The sequence below is a fragment of the Duganella sp. CT11-25 genome, assembly GCF_047302815.1.
Lineage (GTDB): Bacteria > Pseudomonadota > Gammaproteobacteria > Burkholderiales > Burkholderiaceae_D > Rugamonas.
The window spans coordinates 2,221,309-2,240,488 of the sequence record NZ_JBKBFD010000001.1; the positions used below are offsets into that span (position 1 = coordinate 2,221,309).

General features: G+C 62.9%; 21 protein-coding genes. All 21 read right to left on the reverse strand.

Annotation, left to right across the window (positions count from 1 at the left end; genetic code table 11):
• Window positions 1-7: 7 nt before the first annotated feature.
• The 21 genes from ACEN9F_RS09355 to ndk all read right to left on the reverse strand — a co-directional run bounded on the left by ACEN9F_RS09355 (window position 8) and on the right by ndk (window position 18,971).
• Window positions 8-643 (reverse strand): SdpI family protein, encoded by a 636-nt coding sequence (locus ACEN9F_RS09355; RefSeq protein WP_413419753.1) that lies wholly within the window; start codon window positions 641-643, stop codon window positions 8-10.
• Window positions 640-927 carry an autorepressor SdpR family transcription factor gene (locus ACEN9F_RS09360; protein ID WP_413419754.1) on the reverse strand — a complete coding sequence of 96 codons (288 nt, stop codon included), beginning with the start codon at window positions 925-927 and terminating at the stop codon, window positions 640-642. The genes ACEN9F_RS09355 and ACEN9F_RS09360 overlap by 4 nt, the downstream gene beginning before the upstream one ends.
• A gap of 66 nt (window positions 928-993) precedes the next feature.
• Complete coding sequence (locus tag ACEN9F_RS09365) at window positions 994-1,374, reverse strand: hypothetical protein (RefSeq protein ID WP_413419755.1); 381 nt, start codon at window positions 1,372-1,374, stop codon at window positions 994-996.
• Window positions 1,371-1,676 (reverse strand): hypothetical protein, encoded by a 306-nt coding sequence (locus ACEN9F_RS09370; protein ID WP_413419756.1) that lies wholly within the window; start codon window positions 1,674-1,676, stop codon window positions 1,371-1,373. Before ACEN9F_RS09370 ends, ACEN9F_RS09365 begins: the two co-directional genes overlap by 4 nt.
• Before the next feature lie 158 nt (window positions 1,677-1,834).
• The gene (locus ACEN9F_RS09375) at window positions 1,835-2,431 is read right to left on the reverse strand and encodes a MarC family protein (RefSeq protein WP_413419757.1); all 597 of its coding nucleotides are present in this window, start codon (window positions 2,429-2,431) and stop codon (window positions 1,835-1,837) included.
• A 60-nt stretch (window positions 2,432-2,491) separates the two neighbouring features.
• Complete coding sequence (locus ACEN9F_RS09380) at window positions 2,492-3,037, reverse strand: phosphoribosyltransferase (RefSeq protein WP_413419758.1); 546 nt, start codon at window positions 3,035-3,037, stop codon at window positions 2,492-2,494.
• A 13-nt stretch (window positions 3,038-3,050) separates the two neighbouring features.
• Complete coding sequence (locus tag ACEN9F_RS09385; RefSeq protein WP_413419759.1) at window positions 3,051-4,361, reverse strand: adenylosuccinate synthase; 1,311 nt, start codon at window positions 4,359-4,361, stop codon at window positions 3,051-3,053.
• A gap of 4 nt (window positions 4,362-4,365) precedes the next feature.
• Window positions 4,366-5,526, reverse strand: coding sequence for an ATP phosphoribosyltransferase regulatory subunit (locus ACEN9F_RS09390; protein WP_413419760.1), 1,161 nt, complete (start codon window positions 5,524-5,526; stop codon window positions 4,366-4,368).
• A gap of 163 nt (window positions 5,527-5,689) precedes the next feature.
• Window positions 5,690-6,604, reverse strand: coding sequence for a protease modulator HflC (gene hflC / locus ACEN9F_RS09395; RefSeq protein WP_413419761.1), 915 nt, complete (start codon window positions 6,602-6,604; stop codon window positions 5,690-5,692).
• Window positions 6,604-7,914: an FtsH protease activity modulator HflK gene (gene hflK / locus ACEN9F_RS09400; protein ID WP_413419762.1), complete on the reverse strand. Its 1,311-nt coding sequence runs from the start codon at window positions 7,912-7,914 to the stop codon at window positions 6,604-6,606. Before hflK ends, hflC begins: the two co-directional genes overlap by 1 nt.
• 17 nt (window positions 7,915-7,931) lie before the next feature.
• Window positions 7,932-9,104, reverse strand: coding sequence for a GTPase HflX (hflX, locus tag ACEN9F_RS09405; RefSeq protein ID WP_413419763.1), 1,173 nt, complete (start codon window positions 9,102-9,104; stop codon window positions 7,932-7,934).
• A 42-nt stretch (window positions 9,105-9,146) separates the two neighbouring features.
• Window positions 9,147-9,383 (reverse strand): RNA chaperone Hfq, encoded by a 237-nt coding sequence (gene hfq / locus ACEN9F_RS09410; protein WP_008450615.1) that lies wholly within the window; start codon window positions 9,381-9,383, stop codon window positions 9,147-9,149.
• A 184-nt stretch (window positions 9,384-9,567) separates the two neighbouring features.
• A complete protein-coding gene (gene der, locus ACEN9F_RS09415) occupies window positions 9,568-10,914 on the reverse strand; it encodes a ribosome biogenesis GTPase Der (RefSeq protein ID WP_413419764.1) in 1,347 nt (448 codons plus the stop codon).
• A gap of 4 nt (window positions 10,915-10,918) precedes the next feature.
• Complete coding sequence (gene bamB, locus ACEN9F_RS09420) at window positions 10,919-12,055, reverse strand: outer membrane protein assembly factor BamB (RefSeq protein WP_413419765.1); 1,137 nt, start codon at window positions 12,053-12,055, stop codon at window positions 10,919-10,921.
• Window positions 12,056-12,151: 96 nt separating this feature from the next.
• Complete coding sequence (locus ACEN9F_RS09425; RefSeq protein WP_413419766.1) at window positions 12,152-12,805, reverse strand: YfgM family protein; 654 nt, start codon at window positions 12,803-12,805, stop codon at window positions 12,152-12,154.
• Window positions 12,806-12,839: 34 nt separating this feature from the next.
• The gene (gene hisS, locus ACEN9F_RS09430; protein ID WP_413419767.1) at window positions 12,840-14,183 is read right to left on the reverse strand and encodes a histidine--tRNA ligase; all 1,344 of its coding nucleotides are present in this window, start codon (window positions 14,181-14,183) and stop codon (window positions 12,840-12,842) included.
• Window positions 14,184-14,187: 4 nt separating this feature from the next.
• A complete protein-coding gene (ispG, locus tag ACEN9F_RS09435) occupies window positions 14,188-15,453 on the reverse strand; it encodes a flavodoxin-dependent (E)-4-hydroxy-3-methylbut-2-enyl-diphosphate synthase (protein ID WP_413419768.1) in 1,266 nt (421 codons plus the stop codon).
• 29 nt (window positions 15,454-15,482) lie between these two features.
• Window positions 15,483-16,466 carry a helix-turn-helix domain-containing protein gene (locus ACEN9F_RS09440; RefSeq protein WP_413419769.1) on the reverse strand — a complete coding sequence of 328 codons (984 nt, stop codon included), beginning with the start codon at window positions 16,464-16,466 and terminating at the stop codon, window positions 15,483-15,485.
• A 13-nt stretch (window positions 16,467-16,479) separates the two neighbouring features.
• Entirely contained in the window at window positions 16,480-17,301 is an 822-nt protein-coding gene (gene pilW / locus ACEN9F_RS09445) for a type IV pilus biogenesis/stability protein PilW (protein ID WP_413419770.1), read from the reverse strand.
• Complete coding sequence (rlmN, locus tag ACEN9F_RS09450; RefSeq protein WP_413419771.1) at window positions 17,301-18,473, reverse strand: 23S rRNA (adenine(2503)-C(2))-methyltransferase RlmN; 1,173 nt, start codon at window positions 18,471-18,473, stop codon at window positions 17,301-17,303. Before rlmN ends, pilW begins: the two co-directional genes overlap by 1 nt.
• 90 nt (window positions 18,474-18,563) lie before the next feature.
• Entirely contained in the window at window positions 18,564-18,971 is a 408-nt protein-coding gene (ndk, locus tag ACEN9F_RS09455; protein ID WP_070268627.1) for a nucleoside-diphosphate kinase, read from the reverse strand.
• Window positions 18,972-19,180 lie beyond the last annotated feature (209 nt).

A 19,180-nucleotide genomic window follows, 5' to 3' on the forward strand; every position in this document is an offset into this window, starting at 1 on the left:
CTCCGATTCAGTGAGGAAGACGTTTGTAGAGCAGCAGCGAATAGCCGGCGGCCAGTGGCGCCCAGGCCAGCATCAGCGGCAGCAGGACCCAATGCGAAGCCCCCAGCCACAAGGAGAACAGGCCCAGCAAGCCACTGGCCACCATCAAGCGCGCCGCCAGCCGGTGCGTGGCGTACCAGACGGATTCGCTGGCCAGCGTCCACGGCGTGCGGATACCCATGAAGAAGTTGCGGCGCACCTTGCCCAGCTGGTTGCCGACCAGGACCAGCAAGATAAAGATGCCCGCCGGGATGGCGTGCTGCATCGTCACGCCGCCCTGCAGCACGGCGAGCAGCACCAGCGCGTTGACATAAGCGAGCATGCCGACGGTGACGCCGCATACGTAGTAGTAGGTCGATTCGAAGGTGCCGACATCGAAGCGGCGCGGCGCGATGCGCGGCAGCAGTGCACCGCTCAACGCGGCCAGCGCCATCAAGCCGGGGCCCAGCAGCCACAAGACCGCGCGGGGACCGTAGCCGTCCGCCACGCCTTCGACATTCCAGTGCACGGGCACCCGCTCGGGCAGCGACGGCCAGCAATACAGCGTTGCCGCGCACATGGCGGCGATCAGCAAGAAACAAACAGCGAGATAGCGTGTTCTCATTTCTTCTTCCCCTTGGTGTCGGTATCGGTCAGGTCCATCATCCAGGCCAGCACGTCCTGAAGCACGGTGGTATTCAAGCCGTACCAGATGGTCTGGCCGTCGCGGCGGCGGGTGATCAGGTCGGCCTCGACCAGCACCGCGAAGTGATGCGACATGGTCGGCTTGCTCATATCGAAATGCCCCGCCAGATCGCCGGCCGTCATCTCGCCCTGCCGCAGCAGCCGCAGGATCTCCCTGCGCCCCGGGTCGGCGATGGCTTTGAAGGCGTTGTTGGTGGCGTTCATTCGGCAAGCATCTAATTAGATAGTTATCTAACTATAGGCCGCATCAAGGCGCAGGTCAAACACTTTTCAGATCTGGGTATCGAAGAGCTTTCGAATCCGGTCACTATCGGTTTCAACCATGCGGGCCAGTTCCATCATGGCCGATAATTTCACCGCGTCACCGAGCGTCGCAACCAACTCTCCGTCCTGAACAACCAACAACTCGGCGCGATAGGTTTCAAAGCGCTCAATGAAAAAATCTTCGTCGTTGTAGAGATGCCGCTTCTCAACCAGCAACAGCGTAAAAACATCCCTGCCGCGCGGTAGCTCCGCCGAAAACTGACGGAATACAAGATGTGCATTGAGTATGAGGGCTGCATTCTCCTCCCTGCCTATATGCTTCCACTGCAGCTGACCGGACTTTGTCTTCGCAAAGATTTCATTGAACAAAACGTCGTATCTATTCATATGTCCTCCGAATAGGAAAGCCAGTCGTAGATTACCTCTCTGACAGCGGCAATGTCGCCATCCTCAATGTGCCTATGCAGTTCAATGGTAATGCGGCCACGCAGAGTGAAGCGCGACCAAGCGCGGATTGGCAAGTTGCGTTGCAGCGCTACGAATTTCTCGGCCAATTCTCTGCTGGCTGAGAGATGGTATTTAGAAATGAAAAGCGTGCTTTCCAATAACTGCCGGATGCGCTGCTTGCGCCGGAATTTAATAATATTGCTCTTGATGCTACGCACGTAGAGCAAGGAAATGATGGACATGAATAGCGACGCTATTGATGCCCACGATGCGTAGTGAGTGAGTTCCGCTTCAGTCAATTGCGCGCCCAGCGGTCTAAACTGAAGGAGCCAGTGTACGGCGACGCTGTTTCAGCAACTACGTTTGCATCAATCTCGGCGGCGCTGAACCGCCCTTTCGTCTACAGGGTTTTGACGAACTCGCGTATGCCGCCGAGCAGCATTTCGACCGACATCGCGGTCAGGATCAGGCCCATCAGGCGCTCGAAGGCGGTCATCACTTGCGGGCCCAGGACCTTCTGCAGCTTCTCGGCGCTGAGGAATACCGCCAGCCACACCACACCGACCGCCGCCAGCGCGGCCACGTGCACCAGCACTTCGCCCGTGCTCTCGCGCGAGAACAGCAGCACCGTCGCCAGCGCGGACGGTCCGGCCAGCGCCGGTATCGCCAGCGGCACGATGAAGGGCTCGCCGCCGTCGGTGCGGCCCAGCACGCCATCGGGATGCGGGAAGATCATGCGGATCGAGATCAACAGCAGGATCACCGCGCCGCCGATGCGCAGCGCCACTTCCGACAGGTGCAGCGCCGACAGGAAGTGACGGCCGAAGAACATGAAGATCAGCAGCAGCACGAAGGCGATCGCGCACTCGCGCACCACGATGCGCGAACGGCGCGCCGGCGGCACCGGATTCAGGACGCTGGCGAACAGCGGCACGTTGCCGAACGGGTCGGTGACCAACAGCAGCAGGATGAAGGTCTGGAAGAAGTCTTGGGTCATGGACGCGCTCTTTTTATTATCGAAAAAAAAGGGAGCCGAAGCTCCCTTTGGTCGAACAGCTTACTGCGCCGTCTCGCCTTTTTTGATCCACGCCGCCAGCTGGTGCGGGCGCAGGCCGTCGTAGTCTTCGAACGGCTGGTGGATCCATGGGTTGTGCGGCAGTTCTTCCATCTGGTAGTCCGGCTTGAAGGCCGAGCTGCCCTTGGTCCAGATCACCGCCGATTTGACTTCGGTCACGCCTTCGAAGTTGTCCTTCAAGTGCTGCATCACCTTGATCAGGGTGACGCCGGAGTCGGCCAGGTCGTCGACCAGCAGGATCTTGCCGCTCAGCGGGCCCTTGGTCATCGTCATGTATTTGGCGATGTCCAGGTCGCCCTGCGTGGTGCCCTTGTCTTCGCGGTACGAGCTGGTCGACAGGATCGCCAGCGGCACGTCGAAGATGCGCGAGAACACGTCGCCCGGACGCACGCCGCCGCGCGCCAGGCACAGCACCATGTCGAACTTCCAGCCCGATTCATGCACCTTGAGCGCCAGGCGCTCGATCAGGCGATGGTACTCGTCCCAGGATACCCAGAGATGTTTTTCGTTGGATTGTGGGGTCGTCATAAAAATTCCTTGATTACTCGAACGGATGACGCAGCACGATCGTTTCTTCGCGATCCGGACCGGTCGATACCATGTCAACCGGCACGCCGACCAACTCTTCGATACGTTTGATGTAGGCGCGGGCGGTGGCCGGCAGCGCCGCCAGCGACTTGGCGCCGACGGTGCTGTCGGTCCAACCCGGCATTTCTTCGTACACCGGCACGCAGCGGGCGGCTTCTTCAGCGCCGGACGGGAAGATGTCCACGGCCACGCCGTCGATGGTGTAGCCGGTGCACAGCTTCAGCGTTTCCAGGCCGTCCAGCACGTCCAGCTTGGTCAGGCACATGCCGGTGACGCCGTTGATCTGGACCGAGCGGCGCAGCAGCGCGGCATCGAACCAGCCGCAGCGGCGGGCGCGGCCCGTGACGGTGCCGAACTCGTGACCGACTTGCGCCAGGTGGTGGCCGACGCCTGCATCGGTAGGCAGTTCCGAAGGGAACGGGCCGGAGCCGACGCGGGTGGTGTAGGCCTTGGTGATGCCCATGATGTAGTGCAGCATGTTCGGACCGACGCCGGCGCCGGCGGCGGCGTTACCGGCCACGCAGTTCGACGAGGTGACGAACGGATAGGTGCCGTGGTCGACGTCCAGCAGCGAGCCTTGCGCGCCTTCGAACAGCAGGTTGGCGCCGGCCTTGTGCGCGGCGTACAGCGCGCTCGAGACGTCGGTGACCATCGGGCGCAGGCGCGGCACATAGGCCAGCGCGTCGTCCAGGGTCTTCTGGTATTCGATCTTCGGCGCCTTCAGGTAATGTTCCAGCACGAAGTTGTGGTAATCGAGGTTCTCGGCCAGTTTCTCGGCGAAGCGCTTCTCGTTCAGCAGGTCGGCGATACGGATCGCGCGGCGCGCCACTTTGTCTTCGTAGGCCGGGCCGATGCCCTTGCCGGTGGTGCCGATCTTGGCTTCGCCGCGGGCGGCTTCACGGGCCAGATCCAGCGCCGAGTGGTAAGGCAGGATCACAGGGGCCGCGTCCGACACTTTCAGGCGCGAAGCGACTTCGACGCCGACCGCTTCCAGCTTGTCGATTTCGCGCAGCACGTCCGGCACCGACACCACCACACCGTTACCGATGTAGCAGGCCACGCCCGGACGCATGATGCCCGACGGGATCAGCTGCAGCGCGGTCTTGACGCCGCCGATGACCAGCGTATGGCCGGCGTTGTGGCCGCCCTGGAAGCGGACCACACCTTGTGCATGATCGGTCAACCAGTCGACGATCTTGCCTTTACCTTCATCGCCCCATTGGGTACCGATGACGACGACGTTCTTTGCGTTTTTCTTTGACATCACACTAACCTAAGTTTTTAAGAATCCAGTTGCTACCATTATCGTCGAGGACCAGCGCGCGATCGCACTCGAACTCGTCCAGCTCGCTGTCGTGACCCGGCATACTCTGGATCACCACTTCGCCGGACTTGCGCAGCTCGGCGATTTTTTCCTTCAATTCCGGCGCATTGCCCCACGGCGCGCGGATCGAATGCTTGCGCTCCGCGGTCGGCAGCAGGCGCGCCAGTTCGCGCAGGTCGAGCGAGAAGCCGGTGGCGGGACGCGCCCGGCCAAAAGCCTCGCCTACGTGATCGTAACGGCCGCCGCGCACCACCGCGTTCGGCAGGCCCGGCACATACAGCGCAAACATCGCGCCGCTTTCATACTGATAGCCGCGCAGGTCGGCCAGGTCGATCGCCACTTCGGCGCGGCCAATGGCCGAGGCCGCCAACGCGGCCAGCTCGGCCAGCGCCTTGCCGATGCCCGGCAGGTCAGGCAGCACCTCGCGCGCCCGTTTCAGCACTTCGATGTCGCCGTACAGGTTCGGCAGCGCCAGCAGCGCGTCGCGCACCAGCGGCGTGTAATCTTGCGTCAGTTCCTGCAGGCCGGGCACGTCTTTGGCGCGCAGCAGCAGGTACAGTTTCGCCTCGTCTTTCGCGGCCGCCGCGTCGCCCTCAATGATAGCGCGCAGCACGCCGACATGCGTCAAATCCAGGCGCACCTCGGTGAAGCCGGCCAGGGCCAGCGAGGCCAGCGCCAGTTCCTGGATCTCGGCGTCGGCTTCGAGGCCGGCATGGCCGTACATCTCGGCGCCGATCTGCAGCGGCTCGCGGGTGGCGTGCAGGCCCGACGGACGGGTATGCAGCACGCTGCCGGCGTAGCACAGGCGCGTCACCGACGTGCGGTTCAGCAAGTGGGCGTCGATGCGCGCCACCTGGGTCGTCATGTCGGCGCGCAGGCCCAGCATGCGGCCCGACAGCTGGTCCACCAGCTTGAAGGTGCGCAGGTCGGTATCCTCGCCGGCGCCGGTCAGCAGCGACTCCAGGTACTCCAGCAGCGGCGGCATCACCAGTTCATATCCGTAGAGACGGAAATTATCCAGCATCAAACGACGCAGTTCTTCGATCTTGCGTGCTTCCGACGGCAAAACGTCGGCGATATTCTCGGGCAAAAGCCAATTCGGCATGGGAAGGCAGTTATAAATAAACAATGCGGTGAACAAGGCGGCGCACGCACCGTGGCCGTCAAGCGGAAGGCCGAACCTGATATTTTACGCGAAAATGCGTTTCGGGAGGGGAAAAAGATGCTGGAGAAGTCATTCCCGCCAAGGGCGGGAATGACTATACAACTTACTTTTTAGCTGGAGCGGGCGCTGCGGAACCGGCCGCGCCGGAGCTCTTGAAGTACTTGAAGAAGTCCGAGCTCGAATCCAGCACCATCACGTCGCCGTGATTCTTGAAGGTCGCGCGGTAGGCTTCCAGGCTGCGGTAGAACTTGTAGAACTCGGGATTGCGGCCAAACGCTTCGGCGTAGATCGCCGACGCCTTGGCGTCGCCCTCGCCGCGGATCTGCTCGGCGTCGCGATAGGCCTCGGCCAGGATCACGGAACGCTGGCGGTCGGCGTCGGCGCGGATCTTTTCCGAATCGGCCGAACCGGTCGAGCGCAGCTCGTTGGCCACGCGCAGGCGCTCGGCCTTCATGCGGTCATACACCGAGTTGTTGATCTGCTCCACGTATTCCACGCGCTTGAGGCGCACGTCGATGATCTCGACGCCGATCTGGGCCGCTTCACGCACCACCTTGGTACGGATGCCTTCCATGACCTTGCCGCGCTGGCCGGAGATCACTTCGCCCACGGTGCGCTTGGTGATTTCCTCGTTCAGCGCCGCCTTGACGATCTGCGACATGCGGTCGCGCGCGCGGCCCTCGTCGCCGCCGAAGGTGACGTAGTACAGCTTGGGCGCGCTCTCGCTGCGGCCGATGCGCCACTTGACGAAGCTGTCGACCAGGATGTTCATCTTCTCGGCCGTGATGAAGCGCTCGGCGTCCGCCGACTCGATGGTCAGCATGCGGTTATCCAGGTAGACCACGTTCTGGAACGGCGGCGGCAGCTTGAAATGCAGGCCCGGCTCGCGTATCACTTCCTTGATCTGGCCCAGCGCGAAGACGATCGCGTACTTGCGCTGGTCGACCACGAACACGGTCGACGACAGCAGCAACAGCACGACGAAAGCCGCAATAAGGGAACTAGCTATGCGATTCATTAACGGCTCTCCCGTTCACGTTGGGCGTCGCGCACGCGCGAATCGCGCTGGCGGCTTACTTCCACCGACGGAATGACATCCGCAGGCAGCGAGGCGGACGATGGCGGCGATGCCGCGGCCGCTTGCGCCGCGGCGCGGTTGGCCGCCGCTTGCGCGTCGGTCGCCGCCGCCTGGGCGATCAGCTTGTCCAGCGGCAGGTACAGCAGGTTGCTGCCGGTCTTGGCATCCATCATCACCTTGCTGGAACTGGAGAAGATCTGCTGCATGGTTTCCAGGTACATGCGGTCGCGGGTCACGCCCGGGGCCTTCTGGTACTCGGCCAGCACCTGCTTGAAGCGCGAGGCGTTACCGGTGGCGTTCTCGGTGACCATCGAACGGTAGGCTTCGGCTTCCTGCATCAGGCGCGAGGCATAGCCGTGCGCCTTGGGAATCACGTCGTTGGCGTAGGCCTGGCCTTCGTTTTTCTGGCGCTCGCGGTCCTGCCCTGCTTTCACCGCATCGTCGAAGGCGACCTGCACCTGCTCCGGCGGCTGCACGGCCTGCAGCGTGACGTTCGAGATCAGCACGCCCGAGGCGTAGCGGTCGAGGATCTGCTGCATCAGCTGCTGGGTTTCGAAGGCGACCTTGTCGCGGCCCTCGTACAGCACGAAGTCCATCTTGTTCTTGCCGACGATTTCGCGGATCGAGGTCTCGGCCACCTGGCGCACGGTGTCCTCCTCGTCGCGGTTGTTCATCAGCCAGGCGACCGGATCCTTCAGCTTGAACTGCACGGCGAACTGGATGTCGATGATGTTTTCGTCATCGGTCAGCATCAGCGATTCGCGCGCCTGCTTGTTCTTGATATTGCCGCGATAGCCGATCTCGACCACCCGCATCTGCGAAACCTTGACCGTTTCGTCGGTCTGGAACGGATACGGCCAGCGCCAGTTGAAACCGGAACCGGTCGTATGGCTGACCTTGCCGAACGTGTAGACCACGCCGGTCTGGCCCTCTTGCACGATGAAGGAGCCGCTGGCGAGCCAGATCAGCGCCACCACCACGCCGATGGCGCCGGCCGTGGCGCGCACGCCGGCCAGGTCGGGACGGCCACCGCCGCCGCCACCGTTGTTGTCGCCGCCATTGTTGCCGGGACGGTTTTTCTGGCCGAAGAAGCTGTTCAGGCGCTGATTGAAATCGCGCCACAGCTGTTCCATGTCGGGCGGGCCCTCGCCGGGCTTCTTGCCTTCATTGGCTTGCGGCTTGCTGTCGTCTTTCTTGTCCGAGCCCCAGCGGGGATCGTTCAGCGACAGCTTCAAGCCGAGTCGTTTCATAAGTGAGGAGACACGCATTAGTGTGATCCAACGTCAGTGAGGGTGGGACTGCTCTCTATTGCTTCTGGTTCTTCTTCTAGTGCTTCCCCGGTGTCGTACGCCTGGTTCAGGCGGGCGCCCGGTGCGGCCTTGGCCCACTCGACCATGGCGCCGCGCAGCAGGTCCAGTCCCTGGCCGGTGCGCGCGCTGAGGAAGACGCGGGAAATCTTATCATATTCATCTCGCTCCACCGACGGCTCCAGCCCGGCGGCGTCGATCTTGTTCCACACCAGTATCTGCGGAATGTGATCGGCGCCGATTTCCTTGAGCACCAGGTTGACCTGTTCGATCTGCTCCATGCGCACCGGCGACGAGGCGTCGACGACGTGCAGCAGCAGGTCGGCATGGATGGTCTCCTCCAGCGTGGCGCGGAACGCCGCCACCAGCTGGTGCGGTAGTTCCCGCACGAAACCGACCGTATCCGAGATCACCACATTGCCCACTTCCTGTCCCATGTAGACGCGGCGCGAGGTCGTATCCAGGGTGGCGAACAACTGGTCGGCGACATACACGCCGGCCTTGGTGACGGCGTTGAACAGGGTCGACTTGCCGGCATTGGTATAGCCGACCAGCGACACCGAGAAGGTCTGGCTGCGTCCGCGCGAACGGCGCTGCGTCTCGTGCTGCTTGCGCAGCTTGTCGAGACGCGCGCGCAGGGCCTTGACCCGCTCGCCGATCAGGCGGCGGTCGGTTTCCAGCTGCGTTTCGCCGGGACCGCGCAGGCCGATACCGCCCTTTTGCCGTTCCAGGTGGGTCCAGCCGCGGATCAGGCGCGTGGCCAGATGCTGCAACTGAGCAAGTTCCACCTGCAGCTTGCCCTCGTGGGAGGCGGCGCGCTGGGCGAAGATATCAAGGATCAGGCTGGTACGGTCCAGCACCCGGATCTGCAGGCGCTTTTCCAGGTTGCGTTGCTGGGCGGGCGACAGCGCGTGGTTGAAGATGACGATCTCGATCTTGTGATCGAGCACGGCAAGGCCGATCTCGTCGGCCTTGCCGCTGCCGACGAAATAAGCCGCGTCCGGCGCCGAACGCTTGGCCGTGATCGTCGTCACCGGTTCCGCACCTGCTGAACGGGCCAGCAGTTGCAGTTCTTCGACGCTGGCGGCAAAGTCGCCTTGACCGAAATCGATACCGACTAAGGCTGCGCGCATACGGCGATCAAGCGAGTTGGGAAGAAGCGATGATGCAAGCGCTTATTCCGCTTCGGATTCGATGTTGAGGTTGACGGCGCGTGCCGGTACCACGGTGGAGATGGCGTGCTTGTAGACCATCTGGGTCACGGTGTTACGCAGCAGTACGACGTATTGGTCGAACGATTCGATATGGCCCTGCAGCTTGATGCCGTTGACCAGATAGATCGAGACAGGAACATGCTCTTTGCGCAAGGCATTGAGGAATGGGTCTTGTAACAGTTGCCCTTTGTTGCTCATAACAGCTCCATTTTATGTTGTTGTGTTGGATTTGGAGGCGAAACGCTTAATTTCAAGTACGTGGCTCAGCAAAAAGTCAAACGATTTTCGCTGAAACACCGCTCGCCACGTCGGGAATGGTGCTTCTAAGCCACTGTAACCTGTTTTGGCTTTTTTTGCAGGGCGTTCCTGCAAAAAAACAGCCTTATTTCGCCGAACCTTTGGCGAACGGATTTTTACCGGTGCGCAGTTCGATGCGCAGCGGCGTGCCGACCAGTTGGAACGTGTCGCGGAAATGTTTTTCCAGGTAACGTTTGTACGGCTCGCCGACCGCGTCCAGGGCATTGCCGTGGATCACGATCACCGGCGGGTTCATGCCGCCCTGGTGCGCATAGCGCAGCTTCGGCCGGATCGAGCCCTTGCGGCGCGGCTCCTGCTTCTCCACCGCCTCGATCAGCGCGCGGGTCAGCTTCGGCGTCGACAGGTTGCACATGGCGGCGGCGTAGGCCGCGTCAAGCGACTTCATCAGTGGGCCGATGCCCTGCGACTTCAGCGCCGAGATGAAGTGCATCTTGGCGAAGGACAGGAAATCGAGCTTGCGGTCGATGTCGATCTTGATCTCGTCGCGCTCGTCGCTGCGCAGGCCGTCCCACTTGTTGACGGCGATCACCAGCGCGCGGCCCGTCTCCAGCACGAAGCCGGCGATGTGGGCGTCCTGCTCCGAGATGTCCTGCTGGGCGTCGAGCATCAGCACGACGACGTTGGCTTCCGAGATCGATTGCAGCGTCTTGACCACCGAGAACTTCTCGATCGCCTCGAACACCTTGCCGCGGCGGCGGATGCCGGCCGTGTCGATCAGCGTGTATTGCTTGCCTTCGCGCTCGAACGGAATCTCGATCGAGTCGCGGGTGGTGCCCGGCATGTCGAAGGCGATCACGCGCTCTTCGCCGACCAGGGTGTTGATCAGGGTGGACTTGCCGACGTTCGGACGGCCGACCAGCGCGATCTTGATGCCGTGGTCGGTCTTGTCCAGTTCCTCGGCATCTTCCGGACGCTGGGCGAAGGCCAGGTCGAGCGCCTCCTCCACCAGGTCGGCGACGCCGTCGCCGTGCGCCGACGAGATCGAGTAAGGCTCGCCCATCCCCAGTTCGTAGAAGTCGGCGACCACGGCGGTGTAGCGCATGCCTTCCGACTTGTTGACGACCAGCATGACCGGACGGCCGCTTTTACGCAGGAAGTCGGTAATGGTTTTATCATGCGGCGTCAGGCCCTGGCGGCCGTCGACCAGGAACACGACGATGTCGGCCTCGGCGACGGCCTGCTTGGTCTGCTTGGCCATCTCATGCATGATGCCTTCCTTGGCGACCGGCTCGAAGCCGCCCGTGTCGATGACGAGGAAGGGACGTTCGCCGACACGGCCCTCGCCATAGTGACGATCTCGCGTCAACCCAGGCAAGTCCGCCACCAGCGCATCGCGCGAGCGGGTCAGACGATTGAACAAGGTCGATTTCCCTACATTGGGTCGACCCACTAGTGCGATTACCGGCTTCATTTTATTACTCGACCGCGAGAGCGGTCACTGTCCCTGATTGGGTTTGGAAAATCAAATTCGAGCCGGAGATGACAGGATCCGCTTGGATAGCACTGCCGTCGGTCGCGGCGCGACCTATAAATGCGCCATCTTCCCGCGACAGGAAGTGGACGTAACCCTGGTAGTCGCCGACTGCCACGGCGCGGCCATACGACACGGGGGTCGACAGGTTGCGATAGGACAGTTTGTCGTTCTTCCAGGCGTTGCTGCCGTTTTCACGGCTGTAGGCTGCAACTTCACCTTTATCGTCGGAGACGAATACAAAACGCTGGTCCACCGCCACGCCCTTGTCGGACGAGGTCGGCTTGCTCCAGTGCGGCGCGCCGGTGATGGCGTCGAAGCAGGCCACGCGGCCCTGGTAGGACACGGCGCAGACATCTTTTTCGAAGATCACCGGGGTGCCGGCGATGTCGGTCACACGTTCCAGCTCGGTGGCGCCGCGCGGCTCGCCGACCACCACTTCAAAGCGCTGCAGGCCGGTCGCCAGGACCAGCGCCAGCAGCTTGCCGCCCGGCTGGGCGATATACACGTTGAGGCCGCTGATCACCATGCCCGGCGCATTGCGCAGGGTCAGCGCCGGCGTGGCGCGGGTGACGTTCCAGCGTTTCTCGCCGGTCTTGGCGTCATACGCGGTGATGATGTTGTCGACGCTGCGCACCACGACCACGCCGCCGCCGACCACCGGCGACGACAGCACTTCGCTCGACGCCTGGCCTTTCCACAGCTGCTTGCCGTTGGCGTCGAACGCCAGGATCGCGCCCTTGACGCCGCCGACCACCACCACGTCGCCGTCGGTGCCGACGCCGGCCGTCAGGTCGGAGCCGGTCTTGACGCGCCATTGCTCCTTGCCGGTGGCGGCGCTGATGCGCGCCAGCGCGCCGTCGGCGTCGGCCACGTACAGGTTCTCGCCCGACAGCGCAGGCGTGAACACCGCGGTGCCGGCCTTGCCCAGCGAATACTTCCACACCGTCTTGGGCGTCATCGCGCCCTTCAGCTCGACCAGCGGCGCCGGCTGGTTCTTGGCATCCTTAGAGCCGAACAAGGAACAACCGGCCAACATCGCAAACACGCTTGCAGCAATAACTTTTTCGGTAATACGCATAAATTTTCAACCTTGTTCGTTACGTGGCGCGTCGCCCTCGCGCACGCGTGGGCCCATACTCAGCATGGATTCCCGCCTGCGCGGGAACGACGTCGGTTAAGCGGCGGCTTTTTCGGCCGGCACGGAGCCGCCGATCGCCTCAAACTTCAGCTGGATCAGCTGGCGGCCCGGGTTCTTCTTGTCGGTGGCGTCCAGCGCGGCCTGGTAGGCGGCGCGGGCTTCGGCCAGCTTGTTCTGGGCGACCAGGATGTCGCCCTTGCGGTCGGCCACGGCGCCGGCAAACTGCGCGGGCACATCGCCGCCCAGCGCTTTCAGCGCCTCGTCGTAGGCTTTTTCATCCAGCAGCACGCCGGCCAGGCGGATCTTGGCGAGCGCCTTGAATTCCTCGCCGCCGTGGTCCGCCGCCCATTGCAGCTGGGCCTTGGCCGATTTCAGGTCGTTGGCTTCGAACGAAGTCTTGGCGGCGGTCAGCGCGGCCATCGACGCATAGGCCGTGCTGCCGAACTTGGATTCCATGTCGCCGGCGGCGCGCAGCACCTTGACGTTGTCCTTGGCTTCGACCGCGCTTTGCAGTTCGTCATACAGGGCCGAGGCCTGGCTGGCCTGGCTGCGCTGGTAGTAGTTCCAGCCCTGCCAGCCGGAGTAGCCGGCGAGGACGGCGATCAGCACCCACGAGGTCAGGTTGCCGTACTTTTCCCACCAAGCTTTGAGGGACGCGAGTTGCTCTTGTTCTTCGAGATCGTATGCCATGGTATTCGTCTGCCGTTATAGTTAAATGGAATGCTTAGTGATTGCAATGCTCGTCATGCACGTGGTGATGGTGATCGCCGCTGTCGGTGATCTGGTCGACCACGAAATCGACGACGTCGTCGAACGGCACCGTCGATTGCTGCTGTTCGCCCTCCACCGCGCGCATCGCCTTGACGCTGGCGGTGTGGTTGGCGACTTCGTCTTCGCCGATGATGACGGCGAACGAGGCGCCGCTGCCATCGGCTTTTTTCATCTGCGTCTTGAAGCTGCCGGCACCCGCCGCGGTCGAGCCGTGCATGATGACGTCCAGGCCGGCGTCGCGCAAGCGCTCGCCCAGCACGAAGGCTTGCAGCTGCGCCGCCTCGCCCTGGTGCACCAGGTAGACGTCGCACTGGTTGGGCGCTTCCGGCTCGCCGGCTTCCTTCATCAGTTCCAGCAGGCGCTCGATGCCCATGGCGAAACCGACGGCGGGCGTCGGCTTGCCGCCGAAGGAAGCGATCAGCGGATCGTAGCGGCCGCCGGCGCACACGGTGCCCTGCGAACCCAGCGCGTCCGTCACCCACTCGAACACGGTGCGGTTGTAGTAGTCCAGGCCGCGCACCAGGCGCGGGTTGATCACGTACGGAATGTTGTTGTGGTCGAGGATCTTGCGCACGCCGTTGAAGTGCCCCAGCGATTCCTCGCCCAGGTAGTCCAGCAGCTTCGGCGCGCCGTTGACCATCTCCTGCATCGCCGGGTTCTTGGTGTCCAGGATGCGCAGCGGGTTGCTGTGCAGGCGGCGCTTGGCTTCGGCGTCGAGGATCTCCTCGTGTTTTTCCAGGTAAGCGATCAGGTCGACGCGGTGGCGCGCGCGCTCTTCGGCGTCGCCGATCGAGTTCAGTTCCAGGCGGATGTTTTCCAGGCCCAGGTCGTCCCACAGGCGGCGGCACAGCATGATCATTTCCGCGTCCACGTCCGGGCCGCTGAAGCCGACGGCCTCGCAGCCGAACTGGTAGAACTGGCGATAGCGGCCGCGCTGCGGACGCTCGTGACGGAACATCGGGCCGGTGTACCACAGGCGCTTCGGACCTTCGTAGACCAGGTTGTGCTCGATGACCGCGCGCACCGCGCCGGCCGTGCCTTCAGGGCGCAGGGTCAGCTTGTCGCCGTTCATCGCATCCTCGAACGAGTACATCTCCTTTTCCACGATGTCGGTCACGGCGCCGATGGCGCGCGCGAACAGCGAGGTGTTTTCCACGATCGGCGTGCGGATCTGCTGGAAGCCGTAGCTCTGCACCACGGACTGCGCGGTGTTCTCGAACAGCTGCCACAGATGCGCATCGGTCGGCAGGATGTCGTTCATGCCTTTGACGGCGACGATTTTTTCAGTTTTGGACATGTTCTTATGCAGCTTGTTTGCTGTAGTTCGTTTTCACGTAGTTCAGGACGATGTCCTGGAATTCTTCGACGATGCGCTCGCCGCGCAGCGTGGCAAACTTGGCGCCGTCGACAAACACCGGCGCGGCCGGCGATTCGCCGGTGCCCGGCAGGCTGATGCCGATGTTGGCGTGCTTCGATTCGCCGGGGCCGTTGACGATGCAGCCCATCACGGCCACGTTCATCGCCTCCACGCCCGGGTAGGTCTTTTTCCACTCCGGCATCTGCTCGCGCAGATAGGTCTGGATGTTGTCGGCCAGTTCCTGGAAGGTGGTCGAGGTGGTGCGGCCGCAACCCGGGCAGGCGATCACCATCGGCGTGAACTTGCGCAGGCCCATGGTCTGCAGGATTTCCTGGCCGACGATCACTTCCTTGGTGCGGTCGCCGCCCGGCTCCGGCGTCAGCGAGATGCGGATGGTGTCGCCGATGCCCTCCTGCAGCAGCACCGACAGCGCCGCCGTCGAGGCGACGATGCCCTTGCTGCCCATGCCGGCCTCGGTCAGGCCCAGGTGCAGCGGATAGTCGCAGCGCCTGGCCAGCTCGCGGTACACGGCGATCAGGTCCTGCACGCCCGAGACCTTGCACGACAGGATGATCTTGTCGCGGCCCAGGCCCAGTTCCTCGGCCCGCACGGCGTTCTCGATGGCCGAGGTGATCAGCGCCTCGTACATGACGGCCTGCGCCGACCACGGCTCGGCGCGGCCGGCGTTTTCGTCCATGATGCGCGCCAGCAGCGCCTGGTCCAGGCTGCCCCAGTTGACGCCGATGCGCACCGGCTTGTCGTAGCGCGCGGCCACTTCGATCATCTGCGCGAACTGCGTGTCGCGCTTGGCGCCCTTGCCGACGTTGCCCGGATTGATGCGGTACTTCGACAACGCTTTCGCGCACTCGGGATAATCGTTCAGCAGCGTATGGCCGTTGTAGTGGAAGTCGCCGACCAGCGGCACGTCGACCTCCATCTTGTCCAGCTGCTCGCGGATGTACGGCACCGCTTCGGCGGCTTCCGGCCGGTCCACCGTCAGGCGCACCAGCTCCGAACCGGCGCGCGCCAGGTCGCGGATCTGGATCGCGGTCTCGATGGCGTTGGCGGTATCGGTATTGGTCATCGACTGCACGACCACGGGCGCGTCGCCGCCGACCCAGATCTTGCGCTGGCCGTGCGCGACCAGCACGCTGCGGCTGGCGCGGCGGTTCGATGGTCCCGAAGGAATGGCTGTTTGCGTTGAAGACATGATGGTTCTGCTCGAATTGACTTAATTTTTTACTTGATATTGACGCGCGAAATCGTGCCGCCGGTCACCGGCGGCAACGCCAGCGGCGCACCGCCCAGCGTGGCTTCCACGCCGCCCGGCTTGCCGACGATCAACAGCGCCGGATCCTTGATATCGAAGGTCTCGGTGCTGCCGGCTTTCACCAGCCGCGAAATCAGCGGCGTCGTGCCGGGGCGGCGGATTTCCACCCACGAATCTTCCGTCACCTTCAGCACCAGCTGGTGGCCGGTGGCGGCTGGCGCAGCGACCGCGGCGACAGGCGCGGCCACGACAGGCGCCGGCGCGGCGGCCACCGGCGGCGTCGCCACCGGCGCTGGCGCGGCAGGCGCCGTATCGGCGGCGGCCGGCGCGTTTTGCGGCGGCACCGAAATCAGCGGCACGTTGGTCGACGGCACCGGCGCGGCGTCCTCGCCCGGCTTGAGCAGCGTGGTTTCGATCGGCGCCGCGGTTTCCGCCGGCTTGGCCGCTTCCGCCACGGCGCTGGCCGAGGCATCCTTGTCCGAGCGCTGGAACAGCGTGGCCGGAATCAAGCCGGTCTGCCAGGCGTACGCGCCGGCGGCGGCCACCGCCACCACGGCGGCGACGCCGACCAGCCAGCCGGCCGGACCGGAGGAACGTCCCGTCATCGACGGGAAGCGCGACTCGGAAAACGAGGCGGCGATCTCCTTGCGCGGCGGCGCAGCCTCATGGCTGGTCGGCGACACGACTTCAATCATCGCCACCAGCGGGGTGGCATCGATCTTGACGACCTTGGCGTAGGCGCGCACGAAACCGCGCACCACGGCCATGTTGGGCAGCGCGGCGTAGTCGCCCGCTTCCAGTGCCTTGACCTGGCGCGGCGCCAGCTTCAGTTGATCGGCGATCTGTTCCACCGTCCAGCCCATCGCCTCGCGCTGGGCTGCCAGTTGTGCTCCGGGCGTGGCCAGGCTGCTGCTGCCCTGGTCTTTTGGCGGTTCTGCCCACTCTGAATTCATTGGTATCCCTGTTTCACTCATCAAACGCCCCACGTTGATAAGCAGCATACTCGGTCGAGCCGGGGTGGTGGCGGCGCAATTGCGTCGCCCAACCGGATTCCGCTCCCGTATCGCCCAGCTTATGCTGCACCTTAATCGCGAGCCACAGCACGTCGGCCGTCAGGCTCTCCATCTTTGCCACCTTGTTCAGGCGGGTAATAAAGAAATTGGCGCGCACATAATCGCGCTTTTCAAAATATACCCGCGCCAGATTGGCGTTGGTGGCCGGCAGGTCGGGCGTCAACTGCAAGGCTTGCAGCAGATAACGCTCCGCGCTGGCGTAATCCTTGATCTTCAATGCGCAGGAACCGGCGTTGTTGGCGGCGTTGGCCGGCGAACGGTAGGCGCGGTTGGCCAGGGCCGCATCGAACAGCGGCAACGCTTCGGCGATGCGGCCGGCCTGGCACAGGAAAGAGCCGTAGTTGTTGGCCAAGTCCGGGTTGCCCGGCGCCAGCTTGCGGGCGCGCACGAAATTGTCCTCGGCCAGGCCCGCCTCGCCCATCTGCTGGTAGATCAGGCCGCGCATGCCGTAGGCGTCGGCGTGGTCCGGATCGGCCACCAGCGCCAGCTTGACCTGGTCCAGCGCGAACGCATACTGGCGCTGCTCGAAATAGCCGACCGCCAGCTGCATGCGGATCTCGACCTTGCGCTGGGCCGAGGTCTGGTCCGATTCGGTCACCAGTTCGGCCTGGCCGCTATTGCCCCGTTCAGGCGCCCGCGAGGCACAGCCGGCCAGCGCCCCGGCCGCGAGCACCGCGACGAGACTGAGCCGGCTACGCTGCGCCAGGAAGATCATCAGGAACGGATCTCCACGATCTTGCCGAAATTAGCGCCGAACTTTTGCTGGTACTCGGCCATTTTCTCCATGCGCTGGGCGACCTTGGTGCGGTCCTGGACTTCGCCGGCCAACTGGCCGCAGGCGGCGTCGATGTCGTCGCCGCGCGTCTTGCGGATGGTGGTGACGATGCCGCCGTCGACCAGGATCTGCGCGAAGGCCTTGATGCGGGGATTCTTGGAGCGCAGCAGGCCCGATTCCGGGAACGGATTGAACGGAATCAGGTTGAATTTGCAGTTGACGCCGAATTCGCGGTCCTGCACCAGGGCCAGCAATTCGCGCGCGTTCTCGTCGGAGTCGTTGACGCCGTCGAGCATGCAGTACTCGAAGGTGATGAAGTCGCGCGGCGCAAATTCCAGGTAGCGCTTGCAGGCGGCCATCAGCTCCTTGAGCGGGTATTTCTTGTTCAGCGGGATCAGGCTGTCGCGCAGCTGGTCGTTCGAGGCGTGCAGCGAGACGGCCAGCGCCACCGGCACTTCCTGCGACAGCTTGTCCATCATCGGCACCACGCCGGAGGTGGACAGGGTCACGCGGCGGCGCGACAGGCCGTAGGCGTTATCGTCCAGCATCAGCTTCAGCGCGGTGGCGGTCGGCTCGAAGTTCAGCAGCGGCTCGCCCATGCCCATCATCACCACGTTGGTGATCTGGCGCTCGCCCTTCGGGCCGGGCTCGATGCCCTTGGTGCGGCGCAGTTCGAATTCCGCCATCCACAGCTGGCCGATGATTTCGCCGACGCTGAGGTTGCGCGAGAAGCCTTGCTTGCCGGTCGAGCAGAAGCGGCAGTTGACGGCGCAGCCGGCCTGGGTCGAGATGCATAGCGTGCCGCGGTTCTCTTCCGGGATGAACACGGTTTCGACCGCGTTGCCGTTGCCGACGTCGACCAGCCATTTGCGGGTGCCGTCGGTGGACGTGTGGTCGCTGATGATGGCCGGCGCCGTGACGTGGGCGCGGGTTTTCAGTTTATCGCGCAGCGACTTGGCCAGATCCGTCATGCTGTCGAAGTCCGACGCGCCGAATTGGTGGATCCAGCGCTGCAGTTGCTTGGCGCGGAACGGTTTCTCCCCCAACTCGGCGCAATAAGCGATGAGCTGCGCGGGATCGAAGTCCAGCAAGTTGGTCAGAGGTGCGTTCATATTCAGTTTCAAAACAATTCTAAAGAACTCCGTTTCCGTCCGCGGGGGCGAGGCGGAAACGGGGCATTACAAAAACAGGACTACTGCGTATTACTTACCGAAGAAGTAAGCGATTTCAACTGCGGCGGCTTCGACAGCGTCGGAACCGTGAACAGCGTTAGCGTCGATCGAATCGGCGAAGTCAGCACGGATGGTGCCTTTGTCGGCCTTCTTAGGATCGGTAGCGCCCATCAGTTCGCGGTTTTTCAGGACGGCGTTCTCGCCTTCCAGAGCTTGGATCATGACTGGACCGGAGACCATGAAGTCAACCAGATCCTTGAAGAAACCGCGCTCTTTGTGCGCAGCGTAGAAACCTTCAGCCTCTTCACGCGACAGCTGCTTCATTTGCGCAGCAACGATCTTCAGGCCAGCGCCTTCGAAACGGCTGTAGATTTGGCCGATAACGTTTTTTGCAACTGCGTCTGGTTTGATGATCGACAGGGTGCGTTCGATTGCCATTTGAAAAACTCCAATAAAAAGAAAGGTTTAAAACAAAATTGATAACTCAATCAACCTTTGATTTTACCATAGAACACCCCATATACAGAAAAACGGCAATAGATAAGCTTGCAACGCGGCATCGAAAATGGCCATACTGCCGGTTTAAGCCAGCTCTAAGTGCATTTTGAGCATGATTTTGCGTTTTTTTACCCCGACGTGCTATGCTT